This is a genomic window from Intrasporangium sp. (assembly GCF_040414665.1).
GTDB lineage: Bacteria > Actinomycetota > Actinomycetes > Actinomycetales > Dermatophilaceae > Intrasporangium.
The window spans coordinates 21,404-37,933 of the sequence record NZ_JBEDUL010000148.1; the positions used below are offsets into that span (position 1 = coordinate 21,404).

Below are 16,530 nucleotides of genomic sequence, written 5' to 3' on the forward strand. Positions count from 1 at the left end.
CTCGTCAGCTCGCCAGACGGCTTCGGCTCCAGCGCCAGCCAGCGGTCACGATGACGGCCCCCACGATCGAACCGATGATGCCGCTCGGGCGGAGGGCCAAGCCGTCGCCCGAGATGAGGCTGAGGAGCAGCCCACCGATGAAGGAGCCGATGAGTCCGGCGACAACCGCCATGGCCCAGTCGATGCTCTTGCCCTCCCGGCCCAGGACAAGCTGCGCACCCGCGCCGATGAGCATGCCAAAGAGGATCAGAGCGACGATGAGCATGACCAGAGCATAGGCGAGCACGGGTCGCGCGGTGCCGTAACCAACCGCGATTGGGACGAAAGCTGAGCCGGACCTAGACTGGCAGGTGCACAGGGCTCCGGCGTACCTGTTGGGCGGGAAGGTACGCACCCGTTCTCGCCCACCCCGGGAGTAGCCCAGTGTCACCCCTCGAGTCCTATCGAAGCCTTTTCGGCCTGACCGGGCCCGCCTACGTCCTCGTCGCCTTCATCGCCCGGCTCCCGCTCGCCATGAGCCAGCTCGGCACCCTCCTCCTCGTGGCAGGCACGACCGGCAGCTACGGGGCGGGGGGTGCGAGTGCCGGTGCCCTGGCCATCGCCAACGCCGTCGGCGCGCCGGTCTGGGGCGGCTTGGCCGACCGGTTCGGGCAGCGCCGCGTCCTGGCGACCCAGTCGCTCGTCGGTGCCGCCGGCCTCTGTCTGCTGCTCCTCGCGGCGCACTCGGCGCTGCCCTGGGCGTGGTCTGCCGCCGCCGCCGCGGCCGCCGGGCTCTTCCTCCCCCAGGTCGGTCCCATGGCCAGAGTCCGCTGGCGCCCGATCGTCGAGCGCGCGGGTCGTCACCGGCCGCGACTCGTCGAGACGGCGTTCTCGTACGAGGGCGCCGCGGACGAGGCGTCGTTCGTGCTGGGGCCCGCCCTCATCGGCGTCGCCGTGTCCCTGGCGAGCCCGACGGTTGCCCTGGGCGCGGCGGCCGTCGTGCTCGCGTCCTTCGGCACGTGGTTCGCGCTGCACGACACGGCGCGGCTCACCCACGTGGTCTCGCGCCGCATGGGCCACATCGGCGGGCGCCTCTTCACCGGCGCCCTTGTCCTGCTCTGCGTGAGCCAGTTCGTCATCGGCACGGTATTCGGTTCCGTCCAGACCGGCACGTCCGTCCTCGCCACGGTTGCGGGCCGGCCAGGTCTCACCGGCTACTTCCACGCCCTGCTCGGAATCGGCAGCGTGGTGGCCGGCCTCGGCATGGCCGCGCTGCCGACGCGCTGGTCACTTCCGAGCCGGCTCCAGTGGTTCGCGGTCGCGCTGCTGCTCCTCTCCCTGCCCCTGCTCGCGGTCGACTCGCTCGGGGCGCTCGTTCCGGTCCTGCTCGTCCTGGGGGTCAGCATTGCCCCGTACATGATCACGACCTTCACGATCGGCGAGCGGATCACTCCCCCGTCCCGCACCGGAGCCGCCATGACGCTCCTCGCCGCGGCGACCGGTCTCGGCTACGCGCTCGGCGCCGCCGTCGCGGGACGCCTCGCCGACTGGGGTGGCCACACGCCCGCCTACGCGGTCACTGTGGTGGCCGGGCTCGTCGCCGTCACCGTCACGCTGGCCGGGCGGCCTGTCCTGCGCCGCGCCTCGCGCGCCCCCCTGCACGCGCCGACGCGCACGGTGGTCTCCGGCTGAGCCGGCCGTCGCACGACTCGCTCGAGAACGTCGGATGCCGCTGGGCTCGCTTCCAGCGCAAGCGAGCCCAGCGGCATACGGCCTCTTCAAACGGTCAGGCGCTCCCGCGCAGCTCGCGCTTGAGGATCTTGCCCGACGCGTTCCGAGGCAGCGCTTCCACGAAGGTGATCCGTTTGGGGATCTTGAAGGAGGCCAGGCTTCCGCGCACGTGCTCGACGAGGTCCGCCTCCGTGACCTCGGCCTTCGGCACGACGAACGCCGTCACCGCCTCGACCCACTTCTCGTCCGGCTCCCCCACGACGGCGACCTCGGCCACCGCCGGGTGCGTGTAGAGCGCGTCCTCGACCTCGCGGGACGCGACGAGCACCCCGCCCGTGTTGATGACGTCCTTGATCCGGTCGACGACGAAGATGAACCCCTCCTCGTCGATGCGGACGAGGTCCCCCGAGTGGAACCAGCCTCCCGCGAAGGCCTCGTCGGTCGCCGTCGGGTCGTTCCAGTAGCCGTCGCACAGCTGCGGCGACCGGTAGACGATCTCGCCCGTCTCGCCGGGGGCGACGTCGTTCCCCTCACCGTCGATGACCCGGGCCTCGACGAAGAGAATGGGCCGACCCGCCGAGTCCGGGCGGTCGGCATGCTCCTCGGGGCGCAGGACGGTCGCGAGCGGTGCGATCTCGGACTGGCCGAAGCAGTTGTAGAAGCCGAGCGAGGGCGCTTTGGCCTGGATCCGCTTCAGCACCGGCACCGGCATGATCGAGGCGCCGTAGTAGGCCTTGACGAGGCCGCCGAGGTCGCGCGTCTCGAAGTCGGCGTGGTTGGCCATCGCAACCCAGAGCGTCGGTGCTGCGAAGAAGGCGCGGTGGCCGTCCTGCTCGATCCGCCGGAGGACCTCGGCCGCGTCGGGCACCTCCAGGATGGTGTTCGTCGCACCCACGGCGAGCCACGGCACGAGGAAGACGTGCATCTGCGCCGAGTGGTAGAGCGGCATGACGTGCAGCGGGTTGTCCTCAGCGGCGAGGTCGAGTCCGACGATGCACGACACGTACTCGTGGACGAGAGCCCGGTGACTCATGATCGCCGCCTTGGGCCGCGAGGTCGTCCCCGACGTGTAGAGGAACTGCGCGGTGTCGGTGTCGGCCACCTCGACGTCGATCGTCGGCACGTCCCCGGAGAGCGCCACGTCGATGAGCGACCCGGCTGCGTCGCGGAGCGGGATGCGGTGCTCGAGCTGGTCGAGGGCCTCCGGGTCGAGGAGGTCGAGGTGCGTCGCCAGCGCGGGGTCGTGGAGGATCGCCCGGCTCCCGGACTGGGTCACCAGGTAGCTGAGCTCCGGGCCGGTCAGGTTGTAGTTGAGCGGGACATGGACGAGCCCGGCGCGGGCGCAGGCGAGGAAGCCGACCAGATAGGCATCCGAGTTCTTGCCGTACGCGGCCACCCGGTCGCCCTTGGTCAGGCCGAGGTCGAGCAGGTGGGCCGCAGCGCGCGCGACCGCGTCGTCGAGGGCGGCGTAGCTGAGCGTTCGCTCGCCGAAGACGACGGCCGATCGGTCCCGGAACGTCTTGGCGCTTCGGCGGATGATGCCGTCGACCGTGCTGCTGCGCGTCATGAGCGACATGGGTTCTCCTTGCTCGTTCTCGGTGGTCTGCCTGCGCGCGGATCCACACGGACCCGTTGGTCTTCGCCCGTCAGCGCGTCACGAAGCGCTCGATCCGCTCCCGGGCTTCTGGGGACGTCACGGCCGAGGCGATGGTCTCCACCTCGTCCGCCGCACTCTCGGCACGGGTGGACTCCCAGGAGGACCGGATCAGCCGCTTGGCCTGGCCGAGCGCGCTGACGGCGGCACCGGCCAGCGACTCGCTGACCGCAAACGCCTCGCGGGTCACGGTCTCATCCGCGACCACACGCGTGACCAGACCCCATTGCGCCGCCTCATCCGCGTCGAGGACCCGTCCGGTCATGGCGAAGTCAAGCGCGCGCTGCTGCCCGACGGCTCGCGGCAGGAGGTATGAGACCCCGCAGTCGGGGGTGAGTCCTACCCCCGGATAGGCCATGGTGAAGCGGGTCGAGCGTGCCGCGACGACCACGTCGGCGTTGAGCACGAAGGCGAGCCCCGCACCCGCCACACTGCCGTGCACGGCCACGACGACGGGAAGGGCGAGCTCAGACAGCCGACGAACCTCCGCCTCGAGCGTGGCCGCGAGGTCGCGCAGGTAGGCGCGTGGGTCGTCGGCGGCCATGAACGAGCGTACGTCCCCGCCGGCGCAGAACCGCGCGCCGGCACCGACGAGCAGCACCGCACCGATGTCACCGCGCGCAGCGGCGGCCGTGACGGCGTCGAGGGCCGCACCCAGGGAGCGGGCCGCGGGCAGGTCGAAGGCGTTGGAGGCCTCCGGCCGGTCAAGGACGACGTGGCCGACGCGGGCCAGCTGCTCGTAGCGGACGCCACGCGGTTCGATGCCTTCGATGCCACCGTGCTCCGGACCCGACATGTCAGCCTCCCGCTCTCGCCTCGTCGTCTCGTCGTCTCGTCGTCTCGTCGTCTCCGCCGATGCTAGGGCGCCCCGGATAGGCGGACCCATGAGGGTCCGAGCCGTGGAACCCGAGCGACTGGTGCAGGCGCGAGCACTCCGACGACGCAGGCTCGGGCCCGCGCTTGCCTCCGCGCCTCCGCGCCTCCGGGACCGTCGCCACGTTGTTGGGCAGTCCCCACACGCCGTTGGGGTTGATCGATGACGGCGCACGTATGCCGCTGGGCTTGCTCCCACTCGAACCAGCGGGCCGCGCCCTGCCGCCATTCCGCATCGTCCACTCCCGCGACGCCCATGGCGGAGAACATCACCGCGCGCAGGTCGACGACGGCCGACGCATCGGCCGCCGTGGCCCTGCGGATCATCGGGTCAGGTCGCCACGTCGAAGCGGTCCAGGTTCATCACCTTGTCCCAGGCCGCGACGAAGTCCTTGACGAACTTCTCCTGCGCGTCATCGCTGCCGTAGAACTCCGAGATCGCCCGCAGCTGCGAGTGGGAGCCGAAGACGAGGTCGACGGCGGTGGCGCTCCACCGCACCTCGCCGGTCGCCCGATCACGGCCGTCATAGACGTTCTCCGTCGTCTCGGACGTCCGCCACTCCGTGCCCATGTCGAGCAGGTTGACGAAGAAGTCGTTCGTCAGCGTTCCCGGGCGATCGGTGAAGACGCCGTAGGAAGTGCCACCGACGTTCGCGCCCAGGGCGCGCATGCCGCCGATGAGGACAGTCATCTCGGGCGCCGTCAGGTGCAGCACGTTGGCCCGGTCGAGCAGCAGCGTCTCCGGCGGCAGCTTCTCACCCGCGGGCAGGTAGCTGCGGAAGCCGTCGGCCCTCGGCTGGAGGACCGAGAACGACTCGACGTCGGTCTGCTCCTGCGAGGCATCCGTCCGCCCGGGCGTGAAGGGAACGGTGATGTCATGGCCGGCGTTCCGCGCGGCCTGCTCCACTGCCGCGCAACCGCCGAGGACGATGACGTCGGCGAGCGAGACCCTCTTCCCCGCGGTCTGGGAGTCGTTGAACTCGCGCTGGACCCGCTCCAGGGTCTCGAGGACGGTGGCCAGCTCGGCGGGCTGGTTGACCTCCCAGCTGCGCTGCGGCTCCAACCGGATCCGGGCGCCGTTGGCCCCGCCTCGCATGTCCGTGCCTCGATAGCTGGCCGCGGACGCCCAGGCGGTGAGCACGAGCTGCTGCGTGGAGAGGCCCGACTCGAGCAGCTTGGTCTTCAGGGTCGCCACGTCGTCGGCGGAGACGAGCTCGTGGTCCACCGCAGGCACGGGGTCCTGCCACAGCTGCGCCTCGGGGACCCAGGGACCGAGATAGCGGGACACCGGGCCCATGTCTCGGTGCAGCAGCTTGTACCAGGCCTTGGCGAACGCCAGCTGGAACTCGTCCGGGTGCTCGAGGAACCGGCGCGAGATCTTCTCGTACTCCGGATCGGTCCGGAGCGCGATGTCCGAGGTCAGCATCCGCGGCTCGCGTCGGGGCGATCCCTCGAAGGCGCCCGGCACCATGTCCGAGCCGGCGCCGTGCTTCGGCCGCCACTGGTGTGCCCCGGCCGGGGACTCCATGAGCTCCCAGTCATAGGCGAAGAGGATGTGGAAGAACTCGTTGTCCCACCGGGTGGGGTGGTACGTCCACGTCACCTCGAGGCCCGAGGTGATCGTGTCCGGTCCCATCCCGGTTTCGTAGGTGGACTTCCAGCCCAGGCCCAGCTGCTCGATCGGTGCGGCCTCCGGCTCGGGCCCGACGTGGTCGGCCGGCCCGGCGCCGTGGGTCTTGCCGAAGGTGTGGCCGCCGGCGATGAGGGCGATGGTCTCCTCGTCGTTCATCGCCATCCGGCGGAAGGTCTCCCGGATGTCGTGGGCGGACGCGAGCGGGTCGGGGTTGCCGTTCGGCCCCTCGGGGTTGACATAGATCAGGCCCATCTGCACGGCGCCGAAGGGGCCGGTCAGCTCCCGGTCACCGATGTAGCGCTCATCCCCGAGCCATGTGTCCTCGGGCCCCCAGAAGACCTCCTCCGGCTCCCAGATGTCCTCGCGGCCGAAGCCGAAGCCGAATGTCGTGAACCCCATCGACTCGAGCGCACAGTTGCCCGCGAAGACGATGAGGTCAGCCCACGAGATGGCGTCGCCGTACTTCTTCTTGACCGGCCAGAGCAGTCGCCTGGCCTTGTCGAGGCTGACGTTGTCCGGCCAGCTGTTGAGCGGGGCGAAGCGCTGGGCGCCCTCACCCGCGCCGCCCCGGCCGTCCTCGATCCGGTAGGTGCCGGCAGCGTGCCAGCTCATCCGGATGAAGAGGGGCCCGTAGTGCCCGTAGTCAGCGGGCCACCAGTCCTGCGAGGTCGTCATCACCTCGATGAGGTCATGCTTGAGGGCCTCGACGTCGAGCCGCTGGAACGCCTGCCCGTAGTCGAAGTCCGGTTCGAGGGGGTTCGAGTGGGGGGCGTGCTGGTGGAGGACCTGGAGGTTGAGCTGGTTCGGCCACCAGTCCTGGTTGGTCCGCGGCCGATGAGCCTTCGGGGTCGGGGCCTGGATGACCGGGTTTTCGCTCTCGCTACCGTGCTCGGACACGTCGTTCGCCTCCTCGGGTCGGACAAAGCCACTGATCAGTCTGCTCCCACGTCGCAAAGGGCAGCAAGGACGAGGCCGATGCCCGCGACCGTGCCGTCACCTGAGTTCCGTATGCCGCTGGGCCGGTTCAGGTGCCACCCGGTCGCCTGCTGCCAGGTGCGTTCAGTACACCGCCCGGTTGTGGGACCCCGAGCAAATCACCCAGCCAGCGCTCGCTCGCCAGCTCGGGCAGGCCAGCCAAGCCCAGCGGCATACGGCATCGCCTGACGACGCGACGGCGGGTCAGCTCTTGCCCTGCCAGCGGTCGCGCAGCAGGAACGCGGCGGCCTTGGGGCGTCGGTCACGGGTGAAGACGCCCTTCTTGTTCCCGCCGACGCGGTTGACCCCGGAGGTGGTGGCGAAGTCGGCGAAGTTCCACACCTGCTCACCGACGACCGCCTCGAACCGGTCGAACACTCGGTGGTTCATCTCGAGGTAGGCCACCTGGTACTCCTCGGACCACGGCGCGGGCGGCTGCGCATGCAGTCCGGGATAGGTGTCCGCGCCGTACTCGGTGATGATGATCGGCTTGCCCTCCCTCGCCCAGCCGCTCAGCTCATCGGCCCATTCCCGCTCCGCAGCCGCGAGCTCACCGGTGTCGACATACCACCCGTAGTAGCGGTTCAGCATGAGCACGTCACCGAACTGGGAGACGCGACACTTCCCATACGGGGCGAGCATGACGTTGACGAACCCGACCGGGCGGGTGGGGTCGAGCTGGCGGGCAACCTCGAACAGCGGCCTGAAGTACCGCTCCGCGCCCTCGGTGTCCGACTCTGGCTCGTTGGCGATCGACCACAGCACGACGCTCGGCCGGTTCTTGTCCCGGTCGACCAGCTCGCGGATCACCTGCGCGTGCACCTCGCGGGTCTCGTCGTTGACCGTCTCCGGGGAGAACGTGGTGTAGCCCTGGGCGCCGAAGATGCCGCCGCCCAGGCCCATGTTGAGGCCTACTGCGGGTGTCTCGTCGATGACGAGGATGCCGTGGCGGTCCGCGTAGTCCATGACCGCGTCCGAGTAGGGGTAGTGCGAGGTCCGGAAGGAGTTCGCCCCGATCCAGTCGAGCAGCGCGAAATCGCGCAGCATCAGCGCGTCGTTGTGGCCCTTGCCGACACCGTCATGGTCTTCGTGCATGCCGAAGCCGGTGAACTGCACCGGCTCACCGTTGACCAGGAAACGGTTGCCGTCGACGGCGACGGTGCGCACTCCCACGGGCTGGTGGTAGCTGTCCAGCAGGTCGTCCCCACTGCCGACGAGCTGCACCTCCAGGTCGTAGAGGTAGCCGTCGCCCGGAGCCCAGCGGTGCACGTCCGGCACCGTCACGGTGCCGCTCGCCCCGGCCCCGCGCGCCACCTCCGTGCCCTCGGCGTCGCGCAGGACGACCCGGACGTCGGCCCCGTCGGCGTCGCTCGCCTGCGTCCGGTACTCGATCCGGCCGTCCGTCCCGTCGAGCTCGGTCACCACCGTGATGTCGGTGAGGTACGCCCGGCCGGTCGAGTACAGCCAGACCGGGCGGTGGAGGCCCGCGTAGTTGAAGAAGTCGTGCCAGTACCGCTGCCGCTCGCCCTCCGGGGTGACCTCGATGACGCCCGGCGGGATGGTCTGGAAGCCCAGCGTGTTGTTGACCACGACGGTGACCCGTGCCTCATCCCCGGCCCGGACGTGCTCGGTGACGTCGGCCTCGAACGGGAGGTATCCGCCCTCGTGGGAGACGACCTCCGTGCCATTGACCCACACCGTGGCCCGATGGGTCGCCGACTCCAGGTACAGGACCACGCGCCGGCCGTCCCAGCCGCGCGGCACGCGCACCGTGGTCTGGTACCACACGTCGCCGAGGTGGTCGTGCACCGCCGCGTCCGGGACGATGTCGTTGAAGCTGGCCGGTACCGCCATCTCCCCCGCGTCAGGCAGCGGCCCGTCGAACCACCGCGCCGACCGGCCCTCCCCGTCGCCGTCGAGCCGAAAGCGCCAGAGGCCGACAAGCGACTTGCGCTCCCGAGTGGCCGTGTCGCTGGGACGAAGCATGGGGTCCTCCTGATCTGTGCTACTCGGTGGGACGGCCCTGACGCTCGGCGCGCCGGGTCGCGAGGGTGACGACGATCGTGCGGAACCGCTCCTCGGTCAGCGGGTAGGCCAGCATGGCCACGGCCCCGAACCCGACGAAGACCGCGGGCCCGAGACCCGTCAGATACCGGATGGCCTCCAGGGCGCCGGGCGTCTGGGTCGTCGACCCGGCGGCGTAGCCCCCGACGCCGATGCCCCAGCCAGCCAGGGCTCCTCCGATCCCCTGGCCCAGCTTGCGGGTGAACGACAGCGCCGCGTAGTTGGTGCCCTCGGTGCGAACCCCAGAGGTCCACTCGCCGTACTCCACCGTGTCGGCCTGCAGCGCGAACATCAGGGTCTGCACCGCCGAGATGCCGATGCCGTACACGGCGAAGGACACCAGGGCCAGCCACAGCAGCGAGGGTGGGACCAGCGCGATGCCCACCCCGCCGATCGCGGTGAGCGCAGCGCCGGTGATGTAGGCCGGCTTCTTCCCGAACGTCGCGACGATCCTCGGGATGAGCGGGCTCACCACGAACAGCGCGCCGGTGGTCAGGATGGCCAGGATGATCGTGCAGTCGGCGTTGCCGAGCACGTCACGCGCGTAGTAGACCTGCAGGGTCTGCAGGACGAACATGCCGGTCAGACACAGGAGGGCGCTCAGGCACAGCAGCAGCAACGCCCTGTTGTGCCCGACCGCGGCGACGCTCTGCCGCAGGCTCACCGGGGCCTCGTCCCGCACGACCGCCTCCCGCGACGTCCCGAACAGGAACAGGTAGAGCGCGATCCCGATGACCGCGACGAGCAGCGTTGTGATGGTCAACGAGCGCTGCAGGTCCGTCGAGCGGCTGATCTGCGGGGCCACCGCAAAGGTCAGGGCGACGATCGCCATCGCGGCACCGATCATCCGTGAGCTCGACAGTTTTGCCCGCTCGTCGGGCAGCTGGGTCATCGCCGAGGCCAATGACCCGTACGGGATGTTGACAAAGCTGTAGGCGAGGTAGAAGAGCATGTAGCTCGCGTAGGCGTAGACCAGAGCGGTGGAGCGCCCAAGGCCGCTCGGGACGCTGAACGTCGCGGCCGCCAGCAGCATCAAAGGCACCGCACCGAACAGGAAGTACGGCCGGAACCTGCCCCACCGCGTCGTCGTCTTGTCGACCATCCGCCCGGCGAAGACGTCGGTGAACGCACCCCACACCCGGGCCACGAACAGCACCGTGCCGGCCGCCCCCGCTGCGATCCCCACGACGTCGGTGTAGTAGACCAGCAGGAACATCGACACCAGGGTGAAGGTGAGGTTGTTGGCCACGTCTCCGGACGCGTAGCCCAAATACTGGATGGGCCGTAGGCGGTGGGGCGTCGCTTCCGTTTCGACGACCCTGGTGGTGGTGGCCGTGACCTGCGGCGAGCCGGCCGCGCTATCCATGGTCCGGACTCGTCATCGGGCTCGTCATCGGGCTCGTCATCGGATCGGCTGCGGCGGCGGCCGGTTGACGGGTTCGAGCCCGGGCAGCCATCACGATGAGCTCGACGCAGGTGTCGACATCGAGGGCGGTGCTGTCGATCCACAGGTGGTACAGGTCGGGATCCTCCGGGTCGACACCGTAGGAGTCGCGGACGTACTCGATCCGCGCCCGGTCGTTGGCGACCACGCGCCGCTCGGCCTCCGCGTCGTCGACGCCATGGAGCTGCATGATCCGGCGCACCCGGGCGTGGACCGGCCCCCCGAGCATGACGTGCAGCGCAGCGGGTACCTGGGACAGCACCACCGCCCCGCCGCGGCCCAGCACGACCCCGCCCTGTGACACCGCCCCCGCCAGGAACTCCTCGATCTCGGCCCGATACCTGCCCTCCTCGCGCTCGACGTCCGACGCGGGGGTGCTGTCGGCGATCGACGCCCGGCCCAGGCTGTCGAAGTACCGTCGCAGGACGCTGCGCGGCCTCTTCTCGCTGTCGGCGTCCAGCTGCTCGACTGCCCGCTCCGGGACCTGCAGCTGCTCCGCGACGCCTGTCAGGATGCCGCGGTCGAGGAACGGCACGCCGAGTCGCTCGGCCACCCGCGGCCCAACGACATGCCCGCCAGCCCCATGGAACGCGGCGAGGGTCACCACCACCGGCACCGGGCCCTCCGAGGGGGACCCGTGCTGGTCAGGCGAGCCCAGGCCGCGCACCGGGTCGGTACCACCGTCTGAACCAGGTCCGGTCATGTCGGCAGCTCCTCCGTCAGCGACGTGACGACATCGTCGGCGGCCGCCGCCGTCCGCGGGAACGGGCACCCAACACCCCGAGCGACCGCTACGGCCAGAATCCAACGGCCAGCAGGCTCAGTCAAGGCAGCGACCCCGGGGCCGAACGCATCGCGACGTCGGTTGCCTCCCCACAGTGACGGGTCTCAGTATGGGACGGTGACCAACGCCGGCCGCCCGCTGCGGCTCCACCCGGACCGGTTACTTCCCCCCGACCCTGACGTCCGCTCCATTGCGAGGCAGATCTACGACGCCGTCCGGGACCAGCCGATCATCTCCCCGCACGGCCACGTCGAACCGCACCTCCTTCTGGACAACGAGCCGTTCCCGGATCCGGCCAGCCTGTTCATCACCCCGGACCACTACGTCACCCGGCTGCTGCATGCCAGCGGCATCGGGTTGGACGAGCTCGGTGTGGGGGGCGGTCCATTGAGTGAGGCGCAGTCGCGGACCGTGTGGCGACACCTGTGCTCGCAGTGGCAGGTCTACCGCGGCACGCCGGTGCGGTGGTGGTTGGAGTCCGAGCTGGCCGACATCTTCGGCGTCGACGTCATGCCGTCGGCCGAGTCGGCCGAGACCATCTACGACCAGATCGCCGAGCGGCTGGCCACCGACGCCTACCGCCCCAGGGCGCTGTACGAGCGGTTCGGCATCACCGTGCTGGCCACAACGAACGACCCCGCCGATGACCTGTCCACGCACGCCGCGCTCGCCGCGGACCCGACGTGGCAGGGCCGGGTCATCCCGACGTTTCGCCCCGACCGGTATCTCGAACCCGCGACGGCTGGTTGGCCCGACTCCGTGGCCGATCTCGGCAAGGCAGCGGACGTCGACACCGGCGAATTCGCCGGGTACGTGCAGGCGCTGGAGCTGCGCCGCCGGTACTTCATCGAGCACGGCGCAGTCTCTGCCGACCACAGCCACGAGGACGTCCGCACGGACCCGTTGGAGCCGTCGGAGGCAGCCCGGATCTACCGCGCGGCCCTCACCGGCGATGCGAGCGAGGCCGAGGCGACCGCGCTACGCAGGCACATGCTGCTGGAGATGGCCAGGATGTCGTGTGACGACGGGCTGGTGATGACGTTGCACCCCGGAGTGCGCCGGGGCCACCATGGCCCGACGACGCGCCACTTCGGGCCGGACATGGGCAACGACCTCCCGATCCGGGTCGAGTTCACCGATGCGCTGCGGCCGCTGCTGGAGCGCTACGGCACGCACCCCGGTTTCCACCTCGTGCCGTTCACCCTCGACGAGAGCGTCCTCTCCCGTGAGCTCGCGCCGCTCGCGGGGTTCTATCCCGCGGTCTACATCGGGGTGCCCTGGTGGTTCCTGGACGCCCCGCACGCCATCCGACGGTTCCGGGCCGCCGTCACCGAGACCGTCGGATTCTCCCGGACTTCCGGGTTCGTCGACGACACCCGAGCGTTCTGCTCGATCCCCGCGCGCCACGACCTGTCTCGCCGCATCGATGCCGGCTGGCTCGCCCACCTCGTGGCCGAGCATCAGCTCACCGAGGACGAGGCCCGGGAGACGGCGGAGGAGCTGGTCACCGAGCAGCCGAAGAAGGTGTTCAAGCTATGACCCGCTCCGGGAACCCACTGGGGTCACGCACCCGCATGACGCGCGGGAGGTCCAGCCCACATCTGGCAGCTGCCCGATGCGCTGCGACGTGACCCCCGCACGTGCGGGGGTCACGTCGTGCGCGATCTCCCAAGACGGGTGAGGACCACCTCGGCAGCCCGCGTGCCGGACACGACCGCGCCCTGCAGGGACGCCGTGTCGCGGTGGTCGCCGCACACGATGACGCCGTCGCCGAGATCCACCGGATGACGGACTTTCAAGGGCGGTGGCTGCGCAGGCAGCGCGTCGCGGACCACGTGTCGGGTGATCGGCTCGGCCTGGTCCGCGCCTGGGCCGAGCAGTGCGACCAGGTGGGCTCGAACCGCGGCGAGAGGCGGCGGCTCCTGGCCGGGCGCCAGCAGCGCGGTCGTCTCGATGAGGTGGCGTCCTGCCGGCGCATACGACGGCGCGGCATTGCTCACGACGGCCGCGTTCACGAGCGGGCCCGCCCCCGCATCGGCCTCGACCACCTGCAGGTCGCTGTCAATCGGCGCCTCGTCGGCGACGAACCAGTCGGTGACGAGTCCCTTCATCGCCGGAAGCGGGGAGCCGACAAGGCGGTTCGCCGTGCGCGGGTCGGTCGCGCACACGACGACGTCGGCCTCGAGCACGCCGTCCTCGGTCGTCACGCCGGTCGGGGACATGGCGCTGACCGCGACGCCGCACCGGATCCGCTCCCGAACGGGAGCGGCGAGCTGCGCCGGCAGCGCCGCCATCCCTTGCGCGGGCAGACCCGGCGTGCCGAGGGCGAACGACCGCAGGAGCAGCCGGACGTAGGCCGCCGACGTGCTGCCGTCCGTCTCGAGGATGACCCCGGCGAGGAAGCGTTCGAGCACCTCGGTCCGCAGGGGCCCCTCCACCTTGGCGTTGTCGAGCGACTCCCGCATCGAAATGTCGGGACCCGCGAGGAGGCGGTCGACAGGGCTTAGTGCCGGCGCGAGCCAGGTGGCCATCCGGGTCACGCGGTCCGGGCGCAGCAGCCCACTGAGCAGCATGTCCGGCACCGCTCCCGGTCGTCTCGTCGGGTCGACGAGCGGCGTCCTCCGGTCCCCGCGGCGCACCAGCAGCCCCCTGCCGAAACGCTGCAGCCGCAACCGATCGAGGTCGACGTTGCGGCGTAGCGCCGGGTAGGACGGGTTGAGCACCTGGAAGCCGCGGTCACAGCGGAAGCCGTCGACCAGCTCGGTCCGTACTCTGCCACCGATCTCCTCGTTGGCCTCGAGGACCAGCACCTCGACGCCCCGTTCCGTCAGGCGGCGCGCGCACTGCAGACCCGCAAGCCCCGCACCCACGACGACGACATCAGCCACCCGTTCCCGGTCACTCATGTTTAGGTCCTACCCCGCCCGGTCAAAGGTGCGACATGGAAAAGGATGAGGTCACCAAGATCCGTGAGCTCGTCGAGGACCTGAGGTTCGCGATGGTCACGGCCCCCGTCCGCGAGGGAGACCTGCACTCCCGGCCGATGACGCTGCAGGAGATCGACGACGACAACCGGCTGTGGTTCTTCATCGCCAGCGACTCGGAGCTGGCGACCCAGGTCGGACAGGATCCGCGCGTCAACGCGGCGTTCGCGTCGAAGGAGACCTGGGTCTCGGTCGCCGGCCGGGCAGCCGTCGTCCAGGACGCGGAGCGTATCGACCGTTACTGGGACAGCTTCGTCGAGCCGTGGTTCGACGGACGCGACGACCCCCGGGTCGCCCTGCTGCGGATCGACGCGTCGGCGGCGGAGTACTGGGACACCCCGGGCGGCAAGGTCACGACCGTGCTCTCGCTCGTCAAGTCGGTCGTGACCGGCGAGCCCATGACCGGTGACCATGGGACCGTCGAGCTCTGAGCGTCTCCGGTGCCGGGCCCGGCTGATGCAGTGTGCCTGACAGCAGTGCTGATTCGGCCCTCCAACTCACAGTGGCCCTGACCAGCGAGCCTGCTGGTCAGGGCCACAGTATGGAGCCGCCTGTCGGAATCGAACCGACGACCTATTCACTGCGAGTGCACCCGATCATGCCGATCGAGTGGAGCACTTCCGGGCGCATCCAGGCAGGGGGACGAGCTCGGCGCGCAGCACACGGGACCGGCGAGACCGTCTGGTTTTCTGTCAAACGGGTCGCAAACGTGTCACTCCACCTTCCGCCCAGCCACGTCGCTACATTGCGTAGCCCCAGCGACAGCGTTGCACCAATCGAGAGTGTCAAACGCTGGCCCGCCTTGTGGAAACCCTCGCAGAGCACATCCCCGACGCTCACACCCTGCCCGGCCGGAGACCGCGCGCCGACGACGACAGCGCAACCTTCGCCCAGCACCCACTCCTGGCGGCCCTCGGGCGCGAATTTCGCGAGCTTCAAGGCCTGTCGGCGGGCGGCGCAACAGTGGCGGACGTCTTGCCGTCCCGCGACACCGCCGACAACTCCTGGACGCGCCTTGCCCTCCTTCAGGCGGACATCCGCGCCAACCGCGCCCCCGACCCGGTCCGCCCACTCCCTGCCGACGACCTGTCAGTGCAGGCCCACTCCTGGCACGGGCCCTCCCGCCAGTTCGAGTCTTGCGCGAAGTGCTGACTCAGCTTTTCCAGGACCACCCGAACCTCGAGCCATGCGACGTGCTCGTCATGTGCCCCGTCGTGGAGCAGTTCGCGCCGCTCGTGCGCGCGGATTCGGAAGCACCGTCTCGCCCCCTGTAGGCACCGTGCGCCACCCCGGCCACGAGCTGCGCGTCCAACTCGCCGACCGGGAACTCGCAGCGACGAACCCGCTCGTCGAGCTCGCCCAGATCGTTGTCGGCCTCGTCGCCGGCCGCGTCACCGCATCAGAGGTGCTCCGCCTCGCAGCGCACGAGGCGTGCGCCCGCCGCTTCCGGTTCGACGAGGACGACCTCGCGACACTCGGCCACCGGGCCGCCGAGTCCGGCGCCCGCTGGGGACTCGATGCCGGCCACCGGGGCGAGTACGGCCTGCGCGACCTCGCGGACAACACGTGGGCGAACGCGCTGGACCGGCTCGCGCTCGGCGTCGCCGTCGCCGCCGACTCCGCCGCGAACGCCCCCGTCGACGACATCGGCAGCAACGACATCACCCTCGTCGGGCGCTTCCTCGAGCTCCTCGACGGTCCGTGCCGCCGAACATGTCCGCCAGCCCTCCACACGCGGGGGCACCCCCGGCCGGCTCACCGCCGGCGAGTGGACCGACTGGCTCCGGCAGACGGTCACCTTCCTCGGTAAGGTCGCACCCCAGGACCGCTGGCAGCAGGCGCAGTTCCTGTCAGAGCTCGCAACGATTGCCGCTGGTGGCGAGGGTCTGCCACTACGCATCAACGACATCGTCGTGCTGCTCGGGCAGCGCTGGGGGGCCCGACCTACCCGGGCCAACTTCCGCACCGGCGCGATAACGGTCTGCACGATGGTTCCAATGCGAACCATCCCGCACCGGGTCGTCGCCATCCTCGGCCTCGACGACGGTGCGTTCCCCCGCTCCCCTGTCGTCGACGGCGACGACGCCCTCGCCCGCCGTCCCCTCGTCGGTCAGCGCGACCCCCGCAGCGAGGACCGGCAGCTCCTCCTCGACGCGCTCATGTCAGCCTCCGACCACTTCGTCGCCCTCTACTCCGGGCACGACGAGCACACCGGAGCGCGCCGCCCGCCGGCCGTCCCCCTCCAGGAGCTCATCTCGGCGGCCGCCCGCACCGGCCACGCACACACGACGTCCGCGAATGCCGAGGGCTTCGTCCGCGCCCACCCGCTCCAGGCGTTCGACGCGCGAAACTTCGGGCCCCGGTCCCCGATCGCCGGCGGCTCCTTCGACCGGGCCGCGCTCGATGGCG

At 70.3% G+C, this 16,530-nt stretch carries 12 protein-coding genes and 1 pseudogene; 5 read left to right on the forward strand and 8 right to left on the reverse strand.

Going from position 1 to position 16,530, the window contains the following annotated elements; genetic code table 11:
* Positions 1–4 precede the first annotated feature (4 nt).
* Positions 5–265 (reverse strand): GlsB/YeaQ/YmgE family stress response membrane protein, encoded by a 261-nt coding sequence (locus ABF401_RS15740; protein ID WP_353510519.1) that lies wholly within the window; start codon positions 263–265, stop codon positions 5–7.
* A 158-nt stretch (positions 266–423) separates the two neighbouring features.
* Here ABF401_RS15740 and ABF401_RS15745 point away from each other — a divergent pair, with 158 nt between their 5' ends.
* A complete protein-coding gene (locus tag ABF401_RS15745) occupies positions 424–1,671 on the forward strand; it encodes an MFS transporter (RefSeq protein ID WP_353510520.1) in 1,248 nt (415 codons plus the stop codon).
* Between the two features lie 94 nt (positions 1,672–1,765).
* Here the strand turns inward: ABF401_RS15745 and ABF401_RS15750 are convergent, their stop codons facing one another.
* The 6 genes from ABF401_RS15750 to ABF401_RS15775 all read right to left on the reverse strand — a co-directional run bounded on the left by ABF401_RS15750 (position 1,766) and on the right by ABF401_RS15775 (position 11,056).
* Positions 1,766–3,286: a fatty acyl-CoA synthetase gene (locus tag ABF401_RS15750; RefSeq protein WP_353510521.1), complete on the reverse strand. Its 1,521-nt coding sequence runs from the start codon at positions 3,284–3,286 to the stop codon at positions 1,766–1,768.
* Positions 3,287–3,356: 70 nt separating this feature from the next.
* The gene (locus ABF401_RS15755; RefSeq protein ID WP_353510522.1) at positions 3,357–4,160 is read right to left on the reverse strand and encodes an enoyl-CoA hydratase/isomerase family protein; all 804 of its coding nucleotides are present in this window, start codon (positions 4,158–4,160) and stop codon (positions 3,357–3,359) included.
* Positions 4,161–4,568: 408 nt separating this feature from the next.
* The gene (gene katG, locus ABF401_RS15760; RefSeq protein WP_353510523.1) at positions 4,569–6,767 is read right to left on the reverse strand and encodes a catalase/peroxidase HPI; all 2,199 of its coding nucleotides are present in this window, start codon (positions 6,765–6,767) and stop codon (positions 4,569–4,571) included.
* A 282-nt stretch (positions 6,768–7,049) separates the two neighbouring features.
* Positions 7,050–8,831, reverse strand: a complete 1,782-nt coding sequence (uidA, locus tag ABF401_RS15765; RefSeq protein WP_353510524.1) for a beta-glucuronidase — start codon at positions 8,829–8,831, stop codon at positions 7,050–7,052.
* Positions 8,832–8,850: 19 nt separating this feature from the next.
* On the reverse strand, positions 8,851–10,275 hold the full coding sequence (locus ABF401_RS15770) for a glycoside-pentoside-hexuronide (GPH):cation symporter (protein ID WP_353510525.1): 1,425 nt from the start codon (positions 10,273–10,275) through the stop codon (positions 8,851–8,853).
* The gene (locus ABF401_RS15775; protein ID WP_353510526.1) at positions 10,268–11,056 is read right to left on the reverse strand and encodes a cytidylate kinase-like family protein; all 789 of its coding nucleotides are present in this window, start codon (positions 11,054–11,056) and stop codon (positions 10,268–10,270) included. The genes ABF401_RS15770 and ABF401_RS15775 overlap by 8 nt, the downstream gene beginning before the upstream one ends.
* Before the next feature lie 198 nt (positions 11,057–11,254).
* Between ABF401_RS15775 and uxaC the strand changes: the two genes are divergently transcribed.
* Complete coding sequence (gene uxaC, locus ABF401_RS15780; protein ID WP_353510527.1) at positions 11,255–12,676, forward strand: glucuronate isomerase; 1,422 nt, start codon at positions 11,255–11,257, stop codon at positions 12,674–12,676.
* A 110-nt stretch (positions 12,677–12,786) separates the two neighbouring features.
* On the opposite strand, the gene ABF401_RS15785 is transcribed toward uxaC, so the two are convergent.
* Positions 12,787–14,043 (reverse strand): NAD(P)/FAD-dependent oxidoreductase, encoded by a 1,257-nt coding sequence (locus ABF401_RS15785; protein WP_353510528.1) that lies wholly within the window; start codon positions 14,041–14,043, stop codon positions 12,787–12,789.
* A gap of 35 nt (positions 14,044–14,078) precedes the next feature.
* Here ABF401_RS15785 and ABF401_RS15790 point away from each other — a divergent pair, with 35 nt between their 5' ends.
* From ABF401_RS15790 to ABF401_RS15800, 3 genes and pseudogenes are all read left to right on the forward strand, one after another.
* On the forward strand, positions 14,079–14,552 hold the full coding sequence (locus ABF401_RS15790) for a pyridoxamine 5'-phosphate oxidase family protein (protein WP_353510529.1): 474 nt from the start codon (positions 14,079–14,081) through the stop codon (positions 14,550–14,552).
* Positions 14,553–15,400: 848 nt separating this feature from the next.
* The gene (locus ABF401_RS15795) at positions 15,401–15,931 is read left to right on the forward strand and encodes a hypothetical protein (protein ID WP_353510530.1); all 531 of its coding nucleotides are present in this window, start codon (positions 15,401–15,403) and stop codon (positions 15,929–15,931) included.
* A gap of 187 nt (positions 15,932–16,118) precedes the next feature.
* Positions 16,119–16,530 (forward strand): annotated as a pseudogene (locus tag ABF401_RS15800) (exodeoxyribonuclease V subunit gamma); the annotation flags it as partial.

What these genes read in the sequence shown, in the direction of transcription:
- ABF401_RS15740 (WP_353510519.1), bottom strand. Translation starts at nt 265, where the DNA reads ATGCTCATCGTCGCTCTGATCCTCTTTGGCATGCTCATCGGCGCGGGT.
- ABF401_RS15750 (WP_353510521.1), bottom strand. Translation starts at nt 3,286, where the DNA reads ATGTCGCTCATGACGCGCAGCAGCACGGTCGACGGCATCATCCGCCGA.
- ABF401_RS15755 (WP_353510522.1), bottom strand. Translation starts at nt 4,160, where the DNA reads ATGTCGGGTCCGGAGCACGGTGGCATCGAAGGCATCGAACCGCGTGGC.
- uidA (WP_353510524.1), bottom strand. Translation starts at nt 8,831, where the DNA reads ATGCTTCGTCCCAGCGACACGGCCACTCGGGAGCGCAAGTCGCTTGTC.
- ABF401_RS15770 (WP_353510525.1), bottom strand. Translation starts at nt 10,275, where the DNA reads ATGGATAGCGCGGCCGGCTCGCCGCAGGTCACGGCCACCACCACCAGG.
- ABF401_RS15775 (WP_353510526.1), bottom strand. Translation starts at nt 11,056, where the DNA reads ATGACCGGACCTGGTTCAGACGGTGGTACCGACCCGGTGCGCGGCCTG.
- ABF401_RS15785 (WP_353510528.1), bottom strand. Translation starts at nt 14,043, where the DNA reads ATGAGTGACCGGGAACGGGTGGCTGATGTCGTCGTCGTGGGTGCGGGG.
- ABF401_RS15790 (WP_353510529.1), top strand. Translation starts at nt 14,079, where the DNA reads ATGGAAAAGGATGAGGTCACCAAGATCCGTGAGCTCGTCGAGGACCTG.